This is a genomic window from Bacillus cereus group sp. BfR-BA-01331, from assembly GCF_022663915.1.
Lineage (GTDB): Bacteria > Bacillota > Bacilli > Bacillales > Bacillaceae_G > Bacillus_A > Bacillus_A mycoides.
In genome coordinates this window covers 24,113-39,129 of record NZ_JAKUGJ010000009.1, presented here as the reverse complement: position 1 = coordinate 39,129, position 15,017 = coordinate 24,113, and the positions used below count along the sequence as shown (strand labels likewise).

Below are 15,017 nucleotides of genomic sequence, written 5' to 3'. Positions count from 1 at the left end.
CATTCTCCAATTTATTAAATTAACCAAAAACTCAAGCTTGGGCAGTTTTCTCTAAGTTCTTCCACATCTGTTAAATACCGTCTCATTCTATTTGCAACCCTTAGTTGAGAGTTATTTAAGTAGGTTAGAACTTCATTATAATTTACATCTTCAGGCATCACAAGTAAATAAATAAACGAACGAGTAGCTACTTTTATGAAAACCCCTATAGGTCTATTATCGCCTGCAGGATAATCTAGACCACTTGCAGCATTTAACTCAACCCGATAGTTTCGACTCCTTACCGATACTGTTGGTCGAACCTCTAATTCTTCTAGTGTTCCTGTAGTACCTACATGTCTTAGTAATATTCGCCTTTCTTCATTTACTCCTGCTTCTCCTCCGAAGAATCCTTCAAATACAGCACGATTGAAATTAGCTTGTTTCCATCTATCTCCGCTATTGGGAATTTCAGCAACAAGCACTTCAGGATTATCTTCTATTGTCCAAGCTTCATAATCTTCATTCTCTAAAATTTCTGGAACAAATGAAGAATTTCCATCCACTAATTCGGGTGGAGCTACTTCTTCATTTACTGTTTCTGTAATTAGAGGATTATTTGCTGTTTCAGAAGAAATATTTTCTTCTTCTACCTCTAGTTCTATCTCTAATCTACGGGATCTAACAAATCTTGTTGCATTTTGAGCTGCTTTTCTTAGTACCTCTTCGTCATCTAAGTCACGTAGGTTACCATTATTTTCGCTAAACCATAAATTCCAATATTCTTCAAAATCTCTTAACTCATTATTTGCAAGATTGCTTATTGTAAATGCTTCTCTATTACGTCTTAAACCTTTTTCAGTTAAATTACCAGAACCTGTTATTAATTTAATTTCCCCATCAATCTTAAACCATACAAATTTAGGATGAAATAATGAGCCTGAATCATTATGAAAGAAAACTTTCACCTCTAAATTGGGCTGATATAGATTTCTTAATTCTCGCAATTTATCCAGTGTGTTTGTATTAGTAATATCATCCACACCTACAATTAAAGTAAAACGATTATTTGATAAAAAGTTACTCAGGACCTGATCCTCAAATACTAAAGAAGCACCACCAGAAGTAGCAAAAGCAAACACTCCCACACCATAAGAACCTATATTTTGTGTACTTGTTGCTGCTGTTAATATTGCTTCATGTGTTGTTAAAGATTGACTAAATCGACCATCTTGGATATAAAACATTAAAAGACCTCATTTCCAATAAATTCCGGAACTCACGTTCTAATTTTATTGGAATAAGAAAATTATGTCAATTAAAACCATCCAATGTACCTACCAGTCAGATTAATAAATAAAAAACCTCATTTACTTATGGTACGGTTCACCACGATTAATCCGAAACGCTCTATACACTTGCTCAAGCAATACTAATCGCATTAATTGATGTGGTAATGTCATCTTTGAGAAAGAAAGAGATTCGTTTGAACGCTTCATTACTTCAGAACTAAGCCCCAGTGATCCGCCAATTACAAATGTGATCTTGCTCTTTCCATATGTAGCAAGGCGATCTATACTTACCGCAAATTCTTCTGATGATTTTTGCTTTCCTTCTATCGCTAACGCAATGACGTGCGTATCATCAGAAATTTTATCCAGTATACGTATGCCTTCTTTTTCTTTTACAATTAACATTTCTGCTGCACTTAAATTTTCTGGTGCCTTTTCATCTGGCAATTCAATTACTTCTACTTTTGCGTACGAAGATAATCGTTTTAAGTATTCTGCTATACCTTGTTTTAAGTACTTTTCTTTTAATTTCCCAATTGAAATAATCGAGATATTCACATTTATTCCCCACCTTACAAACACGTTATCCACAGGACTTATCCACATATCCACAAATGTTACCCACATATTGTGTGAGAATCTGTGTTCGATACAACATATGTCGCCTCATTTTGACAAAATTCACATGTTTTTTTCTCTTCTTTAGAGTTATCCACATTGTTAATAACCGGTGCGACTTCACACTCATCCACAATGATATCTAATGCTAATTCAACATGTTCTAAACAACAAGGTAAATTCATATTCTTCACCTCACTTTTCTACAATAGAAAACAGGAGGTAGGCCCTCCTGTTTTTAATACTTTTGAATGCCTAATTTCACCGTTGTTGTCGCTCGTTTTGTACCACGATAAAACGTAAGAGTCATTTTATCATTAATTTTTTTATTATATAAGGCCGTGCGGAACCCAATAATATCGTGCACCGCTTTTCCATCTACCGCCACAATAACATCATGTTCTCTAAGACCCGCATCCGTACCTGGCGAAGGACTTTTCACATCTAAAATGCAGACTCCTTCTTTTACGTTATCTGGTAATCGTAACGTTTTTGACCAATAGTAACTCGGAATCTCGTTTAATGACCTTAGTTCAATCCCAACATAAGGTCTTTTTACTTTACCGTACTTTTCTAGTTCATTCATAATAGGAACAGCTCTCGTAACTGGAATAGCTAGTCCAATTCCTTCTACTTCTTTTGCTGCAATTTTCATTGAGTTAATACCTATTAATTGTCCCGCTACATTTACAAGCGCTCCACCACTATTACCTGGATTAATTGCCGCATCTGTTTGCAATACTTCTACTTGCCAATCGTAATGTCCATCTTGATTTAAATCTACAGGAACAATACGCTCATTAGCCGAAATAATACCTTGTGTGACAGTTCCGGAAAATTGTAGCCCAAGTGGATTTCCAATCGCAATAACTGGTTCTCCTCTACGAACGGTATTAGAGTCGCCAATTTCAATCACTTTCTTCACATACTTCGCATCTATTTCAAGTACCGCTAAATCAGTGACTACATCGGTTCCTAATACTTTACCTGGAATTTTCTTACCGTCACTTAAGCTCACTTCAATACGATTCGCCCCAGCAACAACGTGGTTATTCGTTACAATATACGCATTTCCATCTGTTTTCTTATAAATCACACCAGATCCTGTACCAGCTTCCGAATCAGCCTCTGAAAAATCGTCTCGTTGAATATTAATAACACCAACAACAGCCTCTGAAGCACGATCAACAGCGTCTACAAAGCTAATCTGTTTAACAGGAACATTTCCGCTTTGAGCTTCAGCCATATTTTTTTCACTTGCTTCAGCTTGCGGAAGCTTACCTGCATGATTTGAAAATAAAGGAGCTCCAAATGCAAATAATGAAGCCCCTACAATTGTCCCTGCTATGCTAGAAATGACAATACCTTTATGTTTCTTTTTCCCTGCACGTTTAATACGATATTTTTCTTCATCAATAAAGGACATATTTGTTCACCTATCTTCCTGAAGACAACTATATTCACCTTTATTGTTTACTAAAATGAAGAATTATACGTATTGAATTTTCGTAGGCATTTTTTGATCCGTATCATGTATTTCAAAGGATTCTCCAACCCCAAAACCTTTTTCTTCTAATACTTGTGATACAGACATACGCGCTAATTCTTTCATGTTATTATCTAGGCTTAAATGCGCTAAATAAATGTGTTTTGTCTCATCTGTAATAACATCAGCCATCGCTAATGCAGCGTCCTCATTACAAACGTGGCCAACGTCGCTTAAAATACGTCGCTTAATGCTCCATGGATAGCGTCCCATACGAAGCATTTCCACATCATGATTGCTTTCAAACACGAAAGCATTTGCTCCCTTAATAACACCTTTCATACGATCACTTACGTAGCCCGTATCTGTAATAAGAGCTAACTTTCTATTATTGTTATGAAAAGCGTAAAACATCGGTTCCGCCGCATCATGAGAAACACCAAATGATTCAACTTCAATATCCCCAAATGTTTTCACGTCTCCTACTGAGAAAATGAATTTTTGATCAGTTGGGATATTGCCTACTAAATGTTCCATTGCATTCCATGTTTTCTCGTTCGCATAAACAGGTAAATCATATTTACGCGCCAATACACCTAATCCTTTAATGTGATCACTATGCTCATGTGTTACAAGAATACCTGATATGTCATTTATATTCAGTTCAGCCTGTTTAAATAACGCCTCTGTAGCTTTACCACTTAAACCTGCATCGACAAGCAGTTTTTTTTCATCTGTTCCTACATATAGCATATTCCCTGTACTTCCACTTGCAAGTACACTAAAATGCATGCTCATTCTTTCTCACTCCATTATGTTCTTCCGGCACTTGAGTTTCCCCTAATTCCATAACTTGTCCTTCAATTGCATTCACAAAAAAATCCTTTTTTTGTTCTGTCTTTAAGTTCCATGTTGGAGCAAGCACTTGTATATTAGAAGAAGACTCAGCAAGAGTCGCATATCCAATCTGCGCCTCTTTCACGTGCGTATTTTCTGCAATTTTATTTTTCAAATATATATTTTCTAAAGCTGTTTGAGCAGTAATAATTTCTTGTTCTTTCGTCTTTTCGCTTTCGCCCATTTCCTTCAAATCCGTTAACATTGTTTGTGTATACGAAATAAGCTCATTTTTTTCATTTAAATCTACAACAATCATCGCACGATTATTGTAGAAGATTGGTTTATCTTTATACTTTTGAAAGAAGTAAATTTTTGAGTCCTTTATTGCGCCAAACTCATATTTTTGTCCATCCAGCACATAATTTTTCAAAAACTCATTATACTTATCTTTTGACAATGATTTTGTATTTAAAAAAGGCTCTTTTAATTTACCCTCTATTTGATATTCGTCTTGCACATGCGCTGTCTGATTTTTTAAAGATTGCACATCTTCTTCTTTGAAACCCTTATTTTTCGCCATTATAAATGACTCTTTTTTCGGCTCTTTAGGAAAATTTCCCATAGTAATTTTTTCAGCTTTTAATTGTTGATCGATTTTCGTTTCCGTCACAAGTTCTAATTGATTACTATCTTGCTTTTGAATGAACTGAAAGATAAGAAAGAGGTCTAAAACAAAAAAGGTCACAATAAATATGGTTTTAATTCGATCCCAATCCATTTAGTCCCCCCTCACTCCATTCATATATTTGTTGCTTACCATCTTCTTCACATTTTACATACCATATCGGCTGTAAGACAGCGATTCTCACATCACTGATGGACGGTTCCAATGACATTTTATAACCAATACCAACATCCTGAATTGATTTTTTATCAATTTCTGGATTATTCTCTAGTGATGTCATCACTGTACGACCTGATGCGAGAGAAGTTGTTTGTTGTTTACTAGGCAAAGTAATACTGAACTCAAAAAAGGGTCTTTCATACTGCATAATTTCACCTGAACCCCATACTTGTTTTAATTCCGCTATTCCATTTGCACTAAATACAGGCAAACCATCCTCATATAAACGGAATGAAGTTTTCCTCCCATTAATATAATCAAAACGATAGGACTTCAAGGATCCACTATGCCCACTTACAAAGTCAAAACTTTTTTGTAAAATTACCGCATTATCCGTAGATTTATCACCATGTACAGCGGAATTTTTATATTTCAACATTGCATCCGATTTATCAATTTCCATAGAGCGGATGCCATCTGTAAATGTTTGCTTTGTTTTCTCAGAAATAGGACTTAAATAACGTGGATCACTAAATAAAGCATTTTTAAATGGATCCACTTCTAGTTTAGCTGTAATATACTCTGCCTTACTTAATTCCGTAATCCCCTCTGGTAAAAAAAGTTTTTTTGTATCATTTATTTGATACTCAAAATATGGTCTTGCTACTGTTATAAGTTGATTTTGAGCATTTATAATATCCTTTATATAAGCACCACTCAATGTTGCTTGATATATTTTATGAGGAGTATCATAGGAAACAAAGCTAACTTTAATTTCTTGGTCCTTACTTCTAGAAGGATCAATTATAATACGATTAAAACTTCTGTTACTCTCTATGTTTTTATTTTTAATATTAAACATATTTTTAATCGTATCTAACGGGATATTTGTAGGAAAAACAAATTCAATTTTTTCTTCTCCGTGTACATAAGACAGAAAATCACCTTTAGGGACTGTCCCCGTTATTTCCTCGAAATTATGTAATTCTCCGTTTTCAAGAATTTTATAGATCGAATCCACATTTTCCTTCTTTTCGCTTACATAATGATTTTTCTCTTTATGAATAACTACAGAGGATGGGCGAACAACCTCCGAAATCTTTATCGTATTTATCTCTTCGTTACCTTGAACGAACTTTGTATTTTGCATAGAAGTAGAATCAGGAACATATGTCCACAAGTTAAAAGTAAGAAATAGACTAATGACAACCAAATTAATTAGAACTATCGTTTTAAAGTTTTCCATACTCATTCCCAATCGTCCTCTTCATCTGTCGCCATTGGCAATGTGAAATAAATAGTTGTCCCTTTTCCTTCCTCACTTTTCGCCCAAACCGAGCCGCCATGTGCCTCAATCATTTCTTTCGCAATGGCTAACCCAAGACCTGTACCACCCATTTGTCTCGAACGCGCTTTATCTACACGATAAAAACGTTCAAATATTTTATCTACATTTTCTTTCGGAATTCCCATTCCTTGATCACTCACACTAATCTCTAATAACTCCCCGCGGTCACGTAGGCGATATGTTATTGTACCACCTTCTGGCGAATATTTTAGTGCATTGGAAATAATGTTATATAAAACTTGTGTAATTTTGTCTGTATCCATATCAATAAATCGAGATTTTTTAGAGAAAGATCGTTTGAAGCTTACATTTTGCTCTTTAGACATTTCAAAACGATCGATAACGTTATTAAAGAAATCAGTAAAGTCGACCCATTCCTTCATTAAGCGATGTTCTGTACTATCTAGTTTAGATAGTTGTAACAATGCATTTACAAGCCTGATCATTCTTTCCGTTTCCTCTTGTGTAACCGTTAAAAATTGTGGTGCAATATTGGGATCTTGCCACGCTCCATCAGTAAGTGCTTCTAAGTAACTGCGCATCGTTGTTAACGGCGTTCTTAACTCATGAGATACGTTCGCAACAAACTCACGGCGCTCTTGTTCTATCCGCTCCTGCTCTGTTACATCATATAATACAGCAATTAAACCATTTGCCTTCCCTGTTTCTTTTTGAATAACAGAGAAACTAGCACGTAAAATATATGGTTCATTTCTCGTACTAAAATCTAATAAAACTGAATCAGGCTCTTCATATAAATGATCCAGTGTAAATTCTTCTTGTATTCCTAGCACTTCTAACACTGATTGATCTAGCGCCGTTTCGCGCGAAACATTTAACATCTTTTCCGCAGGATCATTTAATAAAATGATATCCCCTTTTCGATCAGTAGCAATTACTCCATCTGTCATATGTGATAAAACGGATGATAATTTTCGTCTTTCACTTTCTGTGGAGGAACGAGCTTGTTGTAATTTTTTAGATAAATTGTTAAAAGATAATGCTAATTGTCCAATCTCATCGTGACTATGCACCTTTACTTTTCGCGAATAATTTCCTTTCGCCATTTCAATTGCTTGTCTTCGCATATCTGAAATTGGTCTCGTAATTGTTTGAGCCAATAAAATTCCAAGTACAGCTGTTACTAATAAAGCAATTACTGTCCCCGTTGCGAAAATTTGGTTGATGTCCTTCATTTGTTTATACACATCTTCCATAGATGCAACGATATGAATGACACCAAGTACCTCTCCGCCTGGCTCTTTTAGAATAGGGGTAATCATAACTTGAACTCGATGACCTGTATTTCCATCTTTCTCAATCTTTGACTCTGGTTTCTTTTGTACCATTACACGTTGTACAGCTGTATCTGCTGACGTTCTTCCTACCTTATTTTGCTTAGACCCGTCTGAAATTGCCATTAATTTTTTAGTAGAATCAATTACACTTACTTCTTGAATATCTTTCTTACGATCTGATGCGAATTTTTGAATCGAATCATTAATAGCTTTATCTACTGATTCTGTTTTAGGACGTTCTTTTACAAACTCTTGCTTCAGGTTATAAGAAAGTAGATTTGTTTGCTGCGTTAAGGAATCTTGAAAGCCTTTTACAAGGCTTTTTTCTAATTCCCTGACGAAATATACACCAATTACTTGCATTGCTATTAATATTAACAGCATATATATGAGCACAAATTTTAAATGAATAGATTGAAAAAAACCAACTTTCTTCATATACTATTCCTGTTCTGGGTCACGCAAGTAATACCCTACCCCACGTCTAGTTACAATTAAAGTAGGATGACTTGGATTATCTTCAATTTTTTCGCGTAAACGACGTACTGTTACGTCTACTGTACGTACATCTCCAAAATAATCATAACCCCAAACTGTTTGTAATAAATGTTCACGAGTCATAACTTGACCTAAATGCTTCGCTAAATAATGTAGTAATTCAAATTCACGATGTGTAAGCTCAATGCTTTCTTCACGCTTTGTTACACTATAAGCGTTCGAATTGATAACGATTGGTCCAATAACCATTTCGGTATTTTCTTCTTTCTCTGCAGCACCACCCTGCTGATGGCGACGTAAATTCGCTTTCACACGAGCAAGTAACTCCCTCGTACTAAATGGCTTCGTTACATAATCATCTGCCCCAAGCTCAAGCCCTAATACTTTATCAATTTCAGAGTCTTTTGCTGTAAGCATAATAATTGGCATTTCTGAGCTTTTACGTATTTCACGACATACCTCTAAACCGTCTTTTCCCGGTAACATAATATCTAATAAAACCATATCTGGCTGTTCTTCATTTGCTTTTTCAATTGCCTCATCACCATCATGCGCCATTACAATTTCAAAACCTTCTTTTTCTAGGTTGAACTTCAAAATATCCGCAATTGGCTTTTCATCATCAACTACTAAAATTTTCTTTCCCATCATCGTCTATTTCCTCCTTATAAAAATATGATCAATAATCCTCAAACATATTGGTGTTTCTATAGTATGTTCCTATATGACAACAATCTTAGTCTAAGTATTTCTCCTCTATTCTCATAGACTCATGTATCATCCACTTTTACACGGAATCCTATACGATCTATAGAAAAACCTCTAGCTTCAACTGCTAGAGGCTCCTCATTCTATTGTAAAATAACTACCCACATTTGTAAAACTGGACAAAATAAAAAGGATATTAAGTGGGCCCACTTAATATCCTGAGAGTGGCTCGGGACGGAATCGAACCGCCGACACGAGGATTTTCAGTCCTCTGCTCTACCGACTGAGCTACCGAGCCAAAACTATATATAAAACCACTAATGGTGGTATAAACAAAAGTGGCGGTCCCGACCGGGGTCGAACCGGCGATCTCCTGCGTGACAGGCAGGCATGTTAACCACTACACCACGGGACCAAAAATGAACATAAAAAAACATGACCCGTACGGGATTCGAACCCGTGTTACCGCCGTGAAAGGGCGGTGTCTTAACCACTTGACCAACGGGCCACGAAAAATAAAATGGTGAGCCATGAAGGATTCGAACCTTCGACCCTCTGATTAAAAGTCAGATGCTCTACCAACTGAGCTAATGGCTCATACTCACCAACGTCATATTTTCGTGACGACAAGACATATCATAACATGTTATCTTTCATTTTTGCAATACCTTTTCTTATTTTTTATAAAAAAATAAGAAAAAACTCATAAAAATATGAGTTTTTTCTTAAAAAAATCAATTTTCTATATCAATTAAGCTTCGTATACATTACGAACGATATTTGTTTGATTACGATCTGGTCCAACCGAGAACATAGATAATTGGATTCCTGTTAATTCAGAAACACGCTCTACGTATTTTCTTGCATTTTCAGGAAGTTCATCCAATGATTTCATAGCAGTAACATCTTCTGTCCAACCTGGAAGCTCTTCATATACAGGCTCACATTTCGCTAAAATGTTTAAGTTAGCTGGAACTTCATCGATAACTTCGCCATTGTATTTGTAAGCAACACAAATTTTAAGAGTTGGGATACCTGTTAATACATCGATAGAGTTTAATGATAAGTCTGTTAAACCACTAACACGACGTGCATGTCTTACAACAACGCTATCGAACCAACCTACACGGCGTGGACGACCAGTTGTTGTTCCGTATTCACGACCAACTTCACGAATTTGATGACCGATTTCATCATTAAGTTCCGTAGGGAATGGACCATCACCTACACGGCTTGTATATGCTTTACATACACCTACAACGCGAGTAACTTTCGCAGGACCAACTCCAGTTCCAACTGTTACACCACCAGCAATTGGGTTAGAAGATGTAACGAATGGATACGTACCGTGGTCGATATCAAGCATAACACCTTGTGCACCTTCAAATAATACACGATGATTGTTATCTAGTGCATCATTTAATACGACAGATGTATCGCATACATACTGTGCGATTTGTTGTCCGTATTCGAAGTACTCTTCAAAGATTTCTTCTACGCTGAAACCTTCTGTATCGTACATTTTTTCAAATAAACGATTTTTTTCCACTAAATTGCGCTCAAGCTTCTCTTTAAATGCTTCACGGTCTAAAAGATCAGCCATACGGATACCAATACGAGCAGCTTTATCCATATATGCAGGACCGATACCTTTTTTCGTTGTACCGATCTTGTTATCACCTTTACTCGCTTCTTCTAACTCATCTTGTTTTAAGTGATAAGGTAAAATAACGTGCGCACGGTTACTTACACGTAAATTATCAGTACTTACACCACGATCGTGTAAGTATTTTAACTCTTCAAGTAATGCTTTCGGATCTACTACTAAGCCGTTTCCGATTACACAAATTTTCTCTTTATAGAAAATACCAGATGGAATTAAGTGTAATTTATATTTAACTCCGCCGAAAACAATTGTATGTCCCGCGTTATTTCCACCTTGATATCTTGCAACTACTTCCGCATGCTCAGAAAGAAAATCAGTGATTTTACCTTTTCCTTCGTCGCCCCATTGTGTTCCTACAACTACTACTGAAGACATTATTAAAGCACCTCCGCAATTTTCAAACGATCTATTCAAACAATATAATTGTACCAAAACAGAAAGAGAAGTCAACCAAAAAGCGAACATTTTTTTATGGAAAAACGTTTTCGTTCGTAAGAATTACATATTCACCTTATGAAAGCCCTATCTTTCATATAAAAAAAAAGAAACACATCTTATTATAAGAAATGCGTTTCTTTTTTATACTGCCTTTATGCGTGCGGTGCATGTCCATCCTCAAAGCGGCGTTCTAAGTTGACGAATTTATTAAATTCCTTAACAAACGCAAGCTCTACTGAACCTACCGGACCATTACGTTGTTTTGCAATGATAATTTCAATTGTATTTTTATTTTCTGTTTCACGATCATAGTAATCTTCACGATATAGGAAGGCTACAATGTCAGCATCCTGCTCGATACTTCCTGATTCACGAATGTCAGACATCATCGGACGTTTATCTTGACGAGATTCTACACCACGAGATAACTGCGACAAGGCGATAACAGGTACTTGCAATTCACGTGCAATCCCTTTTAATGTACGAGAAATCTCAGATACTTCCTGCTGACGGTTTTCTCCTGATTTCCCACTTCCTTGAATAAGCTGTAAATAGTCAATCAAAACCATCCCAAGACCTTGTTCTTGCTTTAATCTACGACATTTTGCTCGAATCTCATTTACTTTAATCCCTGGTGTATCATCAATATATATACCAGCATTAGAAAGGCTACCCATCGCCATTGTTAATTTCGCCCAATCATCAGAAGTTAATGAACCGGTACGAAGTCTTTGCGCATCAATATTTCCTTCTGCGCAAAGCATACGCATAACAAGCTGATCAGAGCCCATCTCCAAGCTAAAAATCGCTACATTTTCATCAGTTTTCGTCGCTACGTTTTGTGCGATATTTAATGAAAATGCAGTTTTCCCTACCGATGGACGCGCCGCCACGATGATTAAATCATTTCGCTGAAAACCTGCGGTCATCTTATCTAATTCAGTAAATCCAGTTGGTATCCCGGTAACTTCACCCTTTTGATTATGCAAAAGTTCAATTTTATCATAAGCATCTACAAGAACATCTTTAATGTTTTGGAATGCTTTTGCATTTGTTTGGTGAGATACTTCTAATATTTTTTTCTCAGCCTCATTTAAAAGGCCATCCACATCATCTTCTCGCTCGTATCCATCCGATACAATATGAGTCGCCGTTCGAATTAAACGACGTAAAAGTGCCTTTTCAGCGATGATGCGTGCATAATATTCTACGTTAGCAGCTGTTGGAACAACTTCTGCTAACTCTGCTAGATAAGAAACCCCACCAACTTCTTCTAGTAATCCTTGATCAGCCATCGCTGATGTCATTATTACTAAGTCGATTGGTTCTCCCTTATCAGACAACCCAAGCATGACTTCAAAAATCTTTTGATGTTTCGTTCGATAAAATGAGTCAGGTACCAATAGTTCCGATGCTGACGTTAACGCATCCTGATCAATTAATATGGCACCTAAGACTGCCTGCTCAGCTTCTATATTATGCGGAGGGGTACGATCAGCCATTACATCACTCATGCGCAATCCTCCTTGCTTAATTTATTTTTATTGTTCACTAACATGAACTTTTACTGTTGCTGTTACTTGCGGATGCAATTTCACAGTCACGTTTGTATAACCTAATGCACGGATTGCATCATCCATTTCAAATTTACGTTTATCAAGTTTAATCTTGTGTGACTTTTGCATTACATCTACAATTTGTTTACTCGTAATAGAACCAAATAAGCGGCCACCTTCTCCAGATTTCACCTTTACTTCTACAGTTAATTTCTCTAATGTTTCTTTCAGCTCTTTTGCATTCTCAACTTCTGCTGCTGCATCTTTTTCCTCTTTGCGCTTTTGAGCATCTAAAGTTTTCATACTGCTGTTTGTCGCTTCGGCAGCTAACCCCTGTTTTAGTAAGAAATTATTTGCATAACCGTCTGGTACGTTTTTTATTTCTCCTTTTTTACCTTTACCTTTTACGTCTTTTAGAAAAATTACCTTCATGATTGTGTGCCTCCCTGTAAATAGTCATCAATAACAAATCGAAGCTTCTCCTCCGCTTCATCTACTGTAACATTTTTCATTTGTGTGGCTGCATTTGTTAAGTGCCCGCCACCTCCTAAATTCTCCATAATTAGCTGTACATTCAACTCACCTAAAGATCTACCACTAATTCCAATGAAATTTTCTCCACGTTTTGCAATAACAAACGATGCAATGATACCTGTCATTGTCAATAATGTGTCTGCTGATTGTGCAATAAGTACTTGGTCATAATATTCATCACTATCAACTTTAGCAATCGCAATTCCATTTTTATAAATGTACGCATTTTTAATGGCTTTTGCAACTCGTAAATACTGACCCATATCTTCTTTTAAAAGTTCTTGTACAAGTACAGTGTCTGCGCCATGCGAGCGTAAATAAGAAGCGGCATCAAATGTACGAGCGCCTGTACGGAATGTAAAACTTTTCGTATCAACAATAATACCAGCTAACAATGCCGTTGCTTCTAACATTGTCATCTTTAAATTTTTCGGTTGATACTCAAGTAATTCTGTAACAAGCTCTGCCGTTGAAGAAGCGTATGGCTCCATATAAACAAGTAATGGATCTTCAATGAAATCTTCCCCGCGGCGATGATGGTCAATAACTACTACATTTTCAATCTTGTGTAACAGTTTTTCCTCCATCACCATTGAAGGTTTATGCGTGTCAACAACAACAAGTAATGAATCATCGTTTGCAAATTCCATCGCTTGCCCTGGTGAAATAAAATGTGACCATAACTCTTCATTTTGTTTCACTTTGTCCATCAAACGTTTGATTCCTTTATCAGAATCATTTTCATCTAATACAATATATCCTTTGCGCTCATTTAATTGAGCTACCTTTAAAATACCAATCGCTGCACCAATCGCATCCATATCAGGAGCTCTATGCCCCATTATAATGACATTACTGCTTTCTAATACTAAATCCTTTAATGCATGCGAAATAACCCTAGCACGTACACGAGTACGCTTTTCGACCGGATTCGTCTTGCCACCGTAAAACTTAACTTTACCCGTCGCTTGTTTTATAGCTACTTGGTCTCCTCCTCGTCCTAATGCAAGGTCTAAACCAGATTGAGCCATCGCTCCAAGCTCCGATAAAGGTAAATCACCCGAGCCAACACCAACACTTAGCGTAAGTGGTATATTCCTTTTTGATGTTTCTTCACGCACTTGATCCAAAATACTAAATTTCCCTTTCTCCATTTGTGCTAAAATACTTTCATTTAGTACAACGAAGAATCTTTCTGAAGATGCACGTTTCAAATATGCACCATACTTAACGGCCCATTCATTTAGACGTGACGTCACAAGACTTGTTATATTCGTGCGTAATTGATCATCTAACCCTTGTGTAACTTCATCATAATTATCTAAATAAATAACAGCTAAAACCGTGCGCTGATCCTCATACATTTTTTCAATCTCTGTTTGCTCAGTTACATCAAAAAAATAAATTAGTTTTTCTTCTTTCCTTACAAACACACGGAACTTTCGACTATTTAAAGATACTATATCGTCAGAAGTCTCTCCTTTAATAAAAAGGAGTAATGTTTCTGATACATCGTACAGATGCCACCCAGCTAATGCGTGTTGCCCCAAACATGAAGACAAGTAAGGATTTGCCCAATCAATCCCATACTCCTTATTGTATAACAATATACCGATTGGCATCTGGTTGAATGCTTCGTTACTCACTTTTTTTACCCTAGTAATCATATCTGTCGTATACTTTTCAAAATTCCTTTGAAAGTTAAGTTCAAATCGTATAACTAAAAAGAAAACGATGCTAAAAATAAAAAAGGCAGCTATCCCCATAATTAAGTGAAAATAACAGAGAATCGAGATTAGCACCAACACAAAAAATGCCAATACGTAAACAGGATATAAAAACCACTGTTTCTTATAAAATTCAGGCATGTATACAACTCCTATAAAGTAAAACTAACTCACTTTCCAGTTAG

13 protein-coding genes and 4 tRNA genes are annotated in these 15,017 nt (G+C 36.3%); all 17 read right to left on the bottom strand.

Annotated elements, in window-relative coordinates; genetic code table 11:
* Window positions 1–14: 14 nt before the first annotated feature.
* Window positions 15–1,226: a phospholipase D family protein gene (locus MR155_RS17510; RefSeq protein ID WP_242310687.1), complete on the bottom strand. Its 1,212-nt coding sequence runs from the start codon at window positions 1,224–1,226 to the stop codon at window positions 15–17.
* Window positions 1,227–1,349: 123 nt separating this feature from the next.
* On the bottom strand, window positions 1,350–1,829 hold the full coding sequence (gene rlmH, locus MR155_RS17505; RefSeq protein WP_002130178.1) for a 23S rRNA (pseudouridine(1915)-N(3))-methyltransferase RlmH: 480 nt from the start codon (window positions 1,827–1,829) through the stop codon (window positions 1,350–1,352).
* 59 nt (window positions 1,830–1,888) lie between these two features.
* Complete coding sequence (locus tag MR155_RS17500; protein WP_002035001.1) at window positions 1,889–2,074, bottom strand: CxxH/CxxC protein; 186 nt, start codon at window positions 2,072–2,074, stop codon at window positions 1,889–1,891.
* Window positions 2,075–2,127: 53 nt separating this feature from the next.
* A complete protein-coding gene (locus MR155_RS17495; RefSeq protein ID WP_113936113.1) occupies window positions 2,128–3,315 on the bottom strand; it encodes a S1C family serine protease in 1,188 nt (395 codons plus the stop codon).
* A gap of 63 nt (window positions 3,316–3,378) precedes the next feature.
* Complete coding sequence (locus MR155_RS17490; protein ID WP_113936112.1) at window positions 3,379–4,173, bottom strand: MBL fold metallo-hydrolase; 795 nt, start codon at window positions 4,171–4,173, stop codon at window positions 3,379–3,381.
* Window positions 4,157–4,993, bottom strand: a complete 837-nt coding sequence (locus MR155_RS17485; RefSeq protein WP_002166372.1) for a two-component system regulatory protein YycI — start codon at window positions 4,991–4,993, stop codon at window positions 4,157–4,159. Before MR155_RS17485 ends, MR155_RS17490 begins: the two co-directional genes overlap by 17 nt.
* Window positions 4,974–6,311: a YycH family regulatory protein gene (locus MR155_RS17480; protein ID WP_219300721.1), complete on the bottom strand. Its 1,338-nt coding sequence runs from the start codon at window positions 6,309–6,311 to the stop codon at window positions 4,974–4,976. Before MR155_RS17480 ends, MR155_RS17485 begins: the two co-directional genes overlap by 20 nt.
* Complete coding sequence (walK, locus tag MR155_RS17475; RefSeq protein ID WP_242310685.1) at window positions 6,308–8,143, bottom strand: cell wall metabolism sensor histidine kinase WalK; 1,836 nt, start codon at window positions 8,141–8,143, stop codon at window positions 6,308–6,310. Before walK ends, MR155_RS17480 begins: the two co-directional genes overlap by 4 nt.
* A 3-nt stretch (window positions 8,144–8,146) precedes the next feature.
* Window positions 8,147–8,854: a cell wall metabolism DNA-binding response regulator WalR gene (gene walR, locus MR155_RS17470; protein ID WP_000971867.1), complete on the bottom strand. Its 708-nt coding sequence runs from the start codon at window positions 8,852–8,854 to the stop codon at window positions 8,147–8,149.
* A 282-nt stretch (window positions 8,855–9,136) separates the two neighbouring features.
* Window positions 9,137–9,209, bottom strand: a tRNA-Phe gene (locus tag MR155_RS17465).
* Between the two features lie 41 nt (window positions 9,210–9,250).
* A tRNA-Asp gene (locus tag MR155_RS17460) sits at window positions 9,251–9,326 on the bottom strand.
* A gap of 21 nt (window positions 9,327–9,347) precedes the next feature.
* Window positions 9,348–9,419, bottom strand: a tRNA-Glu gene (locus tag MR155_RS17455).
* A 13-nt stretch (window positions 9,420–9,432) separates the two neighbouring features.
* Window positions 9,433–9,508: transfer RNA gene (locus MR155_RS17450), tRNA-Lys, on the bottom strand.
* Window positions 9,509–9,662: 154 nt separating this feature from the next.
* Window positions 9,663–10,952 carry an adenylosuccinate synthase gene (locus MR155_RS17445; protein ID WP_002138921.1) on the bottom strand — a complete coding sequence of 430 codons (1,290 nt, stop codon included), beginning with the start codon at window positions 10,950–10,952 and terminating at the stop codon, window positions 9,663–9,665.
* A gap of 215 nt (window positions 10,953–11,167) precedes the next feature.
* Window positions 11,168–12,529: a replicative DNA helicase gene (gene dnaB / locus MR155_RS17440; protein ID WP_002016457.1), complete on the bottom strand. Its 1,362-nt coding sequence runs from the start codon at window positions 12,527–12,529 to the stop codon at window positions 11,168–11,170.
* Between the two features lie 27 nt (window positions 12,530–12,556).
* On the bottom strand, window positions 12,557–13,003 hold the full coding sequence (gene rplI / locus MR155_RS17435; protein WP_044438332.1) for a 50S ribosomal protein L9: 447 nt from the start codon (window positions 13,001–13,003) through the stop codon (window positions 12,557–12,559).
* Window positions 13,000–14,973: a DHH family phosphoesterase gene (locus MR155_RS17430; RefSeq protein WP_242310684.1), complete on the bottom strand. Its 1,974-nt coding sequence runs from the start codon at window positions 14,971–14,973 to the stop codon at window positions 13,000–13,002. The genes rplI and MR155_RS17430 overlap by 4 nt, the downstream gene beginning before the upstream one ends.
* Between the last annotated feature and the right edge of the window lie 44 nt (window positions 14,974–15,017).

Bases quoted from the DNA above. Each gene is read 5' to 3' on its own strand.
- walR (WP_000971867.1), bottom strand. From the start codon at position 8,854: ATGATGGGAAAGAAAATTTTAGTAGTTGATGATGAAAAGCCAATTGCG.
- MR155_RS17495 (WP_113936113.1), bottom strand. From the start codon at position 3,315: ATGTCCTTTATTGATGAAGAAAAATATCGTATTAAACGTGCAGGGAAA.
- MR155_RS17500 (WP_002035001.1), bottom strand. From the start codon at position 2,074: ATGAATTTACCTTGTTGTTTAGAACATGTTGAATTAGCATTAGATATC.
- dnaB (WP_002016457.1), bottom strand. From the start codon at position 12,529: ATGAGTGATGTAATGGCTGATCGTACCCCTCCGCATAATATAGAAGCT.
- rplI (WP_044438332.1), bottom strand. From the start codon at position 13,003: ATGAAGGTAATTTTTCTAAAAGACGTAAAAGGTAAAGGTAAAAAAGGA.
- MR155_RS17490 (WP_113936112.1), bottom strand. From the start codon at position 4,173: ATGAGCATGCATTTTAGTGTACTTGCAAGTGGAAGTACAGGGAATATG.
- MR155_RS17445 (WP_002138921.1), bottom strand. From the start codon at position 10,952: ATGTCTTCAGTAGTAGTTGTAGGAACACAATGGGGCGACGAAGGAAAA.
- walK (WP_242310685.1), bottom strand. From the start codon at position 8,143: ATGAAGAAAGTTGGTTTTTTTCAATCTATTCATTTAAAATTTGTGCTC.
- MR155_RS17480 (WP_219300721.1), bottom strand. From the start codon at position 6,311: ATGAGTATGGAAAACTTTAAAACGATAGTTCTAATTAATTTGGTTGTC.
- MR155_RS17485 (WP_002166372.1), bottom strand. From the start codon at position 4,993: ATGGATTGGGATCGAATTAAAACCATATTTATTGTGACCTTTTTTGTT.
- MR155_RS17430 (WP_242310684.1), bottom strand. From the start codon at position 14,973: ATGCCTGAATTTTATAAGAAACAGTGGTTTTTATATCCTGTTTACGTA.
- MR155_RS17510 (WP_242310687.1), bottom strand. From the start codon at position 1,226: ATGTTTTATATCCAAGATGGTCGATTTAGTCAATCTTTAACAACACAT.